This is a genomic window from Candidatus Neomarinimicrobiota bacterium, from assembly GCA_041862535.1.
Lineage (GTDB): Bacteria > Fidelibacterota > Marinisomatia > SCGC-AAA003-L08 > TS1B11.
Map to the genome: position 1 here is coordinate 1 of JBGVTM010000327.1, position 4994 is coordinate 4994.

A 4994-nucleotide genomic window follows, 5' to 3' on the forward strand; every position below is an offset into this window, starting at 1 on the left:
TCGATCTGTTCCCGATGTTCCTTAAATAATTCGGCGCATTTGTGGGCATCTTTGAGGGATTCGACACTCCCATGATTGGTATCCTCAAGCGAGAGCGCCACTGTATTGATATCTTCATTCTTCAGCAGCTTCAGGATGGTTTCGCGGCCTGTTTTACATAAATGATCGGGGAAGAAACCACGATTCCCAACAATCAAACCCAGAGTGACTTTTACCATTTTGTTACTCCTATCCTTTTTGTCCATAATAGGCATTCTTGCCGTGCTTTCTGAGAAAGTGTTTATCGAGCAGACTATTCGATATAGGCTCTTGCGCGGGATTAATCAACAGTGTTCCGAAGGCCATCCTGGCAACCTGTTCGAGAACCACAGCGTTTTCTACAGCCTGCGCCGGACTTGCTCCCCAAGTGAATGGTCCGTGATTGGCCACCAGCACCGCCGGTTGCAGCAGTGGATTGAGATCAGCAAATCGCCGGACGATCACCTTGCCCGTGTTCACCTCATAATCGTGCTTGACCTCGTTCTCCTCCATGACATCAGTGACCGGGACCGGACCGTGGTAATTATCGGCGTGGGTGGTTCCATAACATGGTATCTCGCGGCAAGCCTGGGCCCACATGGTAGCATAGGTGGAGTGCGTATGACACACTCCACCGATTCCCTCGAAATTCCGGTAGAGTTCGAGATGTGCAGGCGTATCCGAAGAGGGACGTAATTCCCCTTCGAGAACCCGTCCTTCCAGATCAAGCAGTACCATTTTCTCCGGTGTCAGATCATCATAGGAGAGACCGCTTGGTTTTATGGCAACCACGCCATTCTCGCCGGTGATTCCACTGACATTCCCCCAGCTATGGATAACGAGCCCCTGTTTCTGCAGCTCAAGGTTTGCAGCACACACCTCTTCCCTGAGTTTCTGGTACCTTTCAGGCATTCGCCCTCTCCTTAATCTCCAGAAGTTCTTTCATTACATTGGAAAGGTCGCAGGGACCACCTTTCAGACCGAAGGCATCGTGAAGCTGCTTGTATAATCGGTAGAGTGCTTTATAAACCTCATGATTCCCCGGGATCGGGCTATAGCTGACCTCTTTGACATGACACATGGCCGATTGGGCTGCTTCAAAATCATCAAATCCACCCTTATTTTTTCCAGCTACGACTGCCGCCGCTATGGCCGCTCCCAGGGCACAGGTCTGGGCCGATTTCGAAATCTTCATTTCCCTGCCCGTCACATCAGCATAGATCTGCATCAGCATCGCATTCTTCTCTGTAACTCCACCACAGCTCACTATGTCTTCAATCATCACTCCGTATTCTTCAAAACGGTTGATGATCGCCAGCGCTCCAAAGGCTGTCGCTTCAACCAATGCGCGGTAGATCTCTTCGGGCTTGGTATGCAAGGTCTGCCCCAGCAGTAATCCGGTAAGCCTCTGGTCAACAAGAATGGTCCGGTTGCCATTGTTCCAGTCCAGGGCCAGCAGGCCTGATTGTCCCGGTTTCAGTTCAGCGGCTTTTCTGGTCAGCTCTTGGTGGGAGCCGATGTCCTTCCCACCCGGTTGAACGTAGTTAACAAACCAGTTAAAAATATCACCGACGGCAGATTGCCCGGCTTCCAGCCCCCAGAACCCGGGCAAAACGGACCCGTCAACGATGCCGCAAATCCCGGGCACATCTTCCTCCAAATCAGCAGTAACGAGCACGTCACAGGTGCTGGTACCGATGATTTTGACCAGCGTTCCTTGCTTGACGCCGGCACCGATCGCGCCCAGATGGGCGTCAAAAGCGCCCATTGCCACCGGTATTCCGGGACGCAGTCCGAGATTCTGAGCCCACTCATCCGTGAGAAAGCCCGCCGGCATATCCACCGTATGGGATTCATCGTAAAGCCGGTCGCGCAGGGCAGCGAGCTGCGGATCGAGTCTGGCAAGAAATTCCTTTGCCGGAAGTCCGCCCCAGCCATTATTGAACATCGCCTTATGGCCAGCCGCACAGCGACCGCGTTTAATCTTTTCCGGTACAGTATTTCCCGTTAATACCGCCGGGATATAATCACAACACTCCACCCAGGTATAAGCAGCAGCAAAAACTGCCGGATCCACTCTCAGACAATGGAGAATTTTACTGAAGAACCACTCTGAAGAATAGATACCGCCACACTTCGCCAGATATTCCGGATGCTCTCTGGCTGCTAATTCGGTTATCTCCGCAGCTTCGGCATGGGAAGTGTGATCCTTCCACAACCAGGCCTGAGCGTTGGGATTATCATTGAACTGCTCGTGCATGCTCAAAGGCACGCCATTCCTATCAACTGATAAGGGTGTAGACCCGGTGGTATCAACTCCGATGCCAATAATATCGTCGGGTGAAAAATTCAGGTTCCTTACGGCAGCCTGAGCGAGAGCCCCTTTAGTGGCAGCCTCAAGGCCTGTATGGTAGTCGGCCGGGTTCTGTCTGGCGAGATTATGATCGGTGGGATCGGTTATAATACCGGCTTCCCCAGTCTCATATACATGCACGGCCGTGCCCAGTTCTTCACCATCGTTAACATCTACAATCAAGCACCGCACAGAATTAGTGCCAAAATCAAAGCCTATTGTAGATGCCATAACCGCCCTTTCTTTCCAGGATCCCCAACTGGTAATCCAGTTTCCATTACCAGAAATAGATATAGAAAGCTACAATGATTCCCAGGTCAATCGCTGTATTTTAAACATCCCATCTGTTCCAACCTGCCCGGTCTCCGGCAACCTGCTCAGGCGTCGCTGAGGCCAAGGCCAGTTCCTTGCTGCGCGCATAACAGGGTAGGAATCCCCACCCCGGCACCAGGATCTGTCAACGATGCCCCTAACAATAAGCCATAGCCATCCCGGTCCTGGCACCGGGGCCAGCAAACCCTTGGAAGTGATGCAAGTCCCTTTTAGTTTTAGCCCCACTGGTGCCCATTTCTTTGATGACATACACATGACCGGAAAGAAGCTACCCCCCACAGCCTACGAACTGAAAGAAGGCGAACAGTACGTCCCGTTCACCCACGGTCAGACCCTGACCGAATTCACCCTGAAGGCGGCGCTCGCCGGCATCCTGTTAGGCATCGTGTTCGGCGCCGCCAATACCTACCTCGGGCTCAAGGCCGGACTCACCATCAGTACTTCCATCCCGGTGGCCGTGCTGACCGTAGTGGCCTTCCGGTTGTTCTCAGGTCTCGGACTGCGGCACAGCATCCTGGAGTGCAACATGTCGCAGACCATCGGCTCAGCCAGCTCTTCGGTAGCCTCCGGTGTGCTGTTCACCATTCCGGCCCTGTTCATCTGGGGAATGAATCCGGCGTGGCGGCAGATCACCCTGCTGGCGATGTGCGGCGGATTGATCGGCGTGCTGGCCATGATCCCGCTGCGCCGTTATCTGATCAAGCGCGAGCATGGCAAGCTGCCGTACCCCGAGGGAATGGCCTGCGCCGAGGTCCTGGTCGCCTCAGAGGAAGGCGGTAAGCAAGCGTCGGGCGTGTTCTGGGGCATCGGCGTGGGGATGTTGTTCAAGCTCATCACCGACGGCTTCAAGTTCGTTCAGGACACCTTCCAGCTGGCGCTCGGCTTCAAGGCTAACATCGCCGTGAGTGTCTCGCCGCCCCTGATCGGCGTGGGCTACATTCTGGGCATCCGGATCGCCACGGTGATGGTGGCCGGCGGGGCGCTTTCGGCCTTGGTCATTATTCCGCTGATCAACTGGTGGGGCACCGGCTTGACCGCGCCGCTATTTCCCGAAACCGAGAAACTGATCCGGGATATGTCCGCCGGCGAGATCTGGAACCGGTATGTGCGTTACATCGGTGCGGGGGCAGTCGCTACAGGGGGAATCATCACCCTGATCAGGTCGGTCCCCACCATGGTCGAATCCTTCAGGCTCGGTCTGAAGCAGATTGCGGCGCGCATTGAAGTAACAATTGCAGAACGGACCGACCGCGACCTTTCATTCAAGACAGTGCTGGTCTTTATCGGGGCCATCCTGCTAGTCCTTACGCTCGTGCCCGGCATTCTGGGATACCTCGACTCCATACCGGTTCGGGCAGCGGCTTCCCTGCTGATCGCCATCTTCGCCTTTTTCTTCGTCACCGTCAGCTCCCGGATCGTCGGGCTGGTTGGTGTCACCTCCAATCCCACCTCGGGCATGACCATCGCCACCTTGCTCGGCACCAGCCTGGTCTTTTTCCTGCTGGGCTGGACGGATCTCGCAGGAAAGGCTACGGCCTTAATGGTGGGAACCGCGGTCTGCATTGCTGCCTCCATTGCCGGCGACACGTCCCAGGATCTCAAGACCGGATTCATCCTGGGGGCAACACCGCGGCGGCAGCAGATCGGTGAACTGGTCGGCGTGATCACCTCAGCCGGGGTCGTTTGTCTGGTCGTGATGCTACTGCATCAGACCGTAGAAGGCGGACTGGGAGGTGAGGAACTGCCAGCGCCTCAGGCCGTGTTGATGAAGCTGGTTATCGACGGAGTGTTGGACCAAAACCTGCCCTGGGTGCTGATCTTCATCGGTATCGGCATAGGGCTCGTGGCGGCCATGTTCAAGATCCCGGTACTCGCCTTCGCCGTCGGTGTCTATCTCCCTCTATCCACGATGGCGGCTGTATTTCTGGGCGGTCTCATGCGTTACCTGCTGACGCGAGCACGACCGGCGGCTGAAGCCGAGCGGCGCCGCGAACAAGGGGTGTTGTTCGGGTCGGGTCTCGTCGGAGGCGGGGGACTGACCGGAGTCTTGCTGGCCCTATGGGTGGGAGTCCGGGGCGGCCAGAGGATCGAGGGCTTCCCGCTGAAACTCCCTGAGCCCGCTGCCGAGGCGCTGGCGCTGCTCACCATCGCGGCACTCCTGGGCATTATGACCGTTTACATCAAAGGCCGCCGCCAGGCCTGATCCGCAACCCGGCCAAAGGAATTTGAGTTTCAGCGCCTCAAGCTAAATGCTTTCAGGCTCATCCTTACTCCAGCAATATTATCCAGA

4 protein-coding genes are annotated in these 4994 nt (G+C 55.8%); 1 reads left to right on the forward strand and 3 read right to left on the reverse strand.

Features of this window, described 5'->3' with window-relative positions:
- From ACETWG_11705 to ACETWG_11715, 3 genes are all read right to left on the reverse strand, one after another.
- Window positions 1-218, reverse strand: a 218-nt coding sequence (locus ACETWG_11705; GenBank protein ID MFB0517251.1) for a fucose isomerase, incomplete at its 3' end; no start/stop codon positions are given.
- Window positions 219-228: 10 nt separating this feature from the next.
- On the reverse strand, window positions 229-930 hold the full coding sequence (gene araD, locus ACETWG_11710) for an L-ribulose-5-phosphate 4-epimerase AraD (protein MFB0517252.1): 702 nt from the start codon (window positions 928-930) through the stop codon (window positions 229-231).
- Window positions 923-2602, reverse strand: a complete 1680-nt coding sequence (locus ACETWG_11715) for a ribulokinase (protein MFB0517253.1) — start codon at window positions 2600-2602, stop codon at window positions 923-925. The genes araD and ACETWG_11715 overlap by 8 nt, the downstream gene beginning before the upstream one ends.
- 232 nt (window positions 2603-2834) lie before the next feature.
- Between ACETWG_11715 and ACETWG_11720 the strand changes: the two genes are divergently transcribed.
- The gene (locus tag ACETWG_11720; protein MFB0517254.1) at window positions 2835-4907 is read left to right on the forward strand and encodes an OPT family oligopeptide transporter; all 2073 of its coding nucleotides are present in this window, start codon (window positions 2835-2837) and stop codon (window positions 4905-4907) included.
- Window positions 4908-4994 lie beyond the last annotated feature (87 nt).

Coding starts and splice junctions, on each gene's coding strand:
- araD (MFB0517252.1), bottom strand. CDS start 930: ATGCCTGAAAGGTACCAGAAACTCAGGGAAGAGGTGTGTGCTGCAAAC.
- ACETWG_11715 (MFB0517253.1), bottom strand. CDS start 2,602: ATGGCATCTACAATAGGCTTTGATTTTGGCACTAATTCTGTGCGGTGC.
- ACETWG_11720 (MFB0517254.1), top strand. CDS start 2,835: ATGCCCCTAACAATAAGCCATAGCCATCCCGGTCCTGGCACCGGGGCC.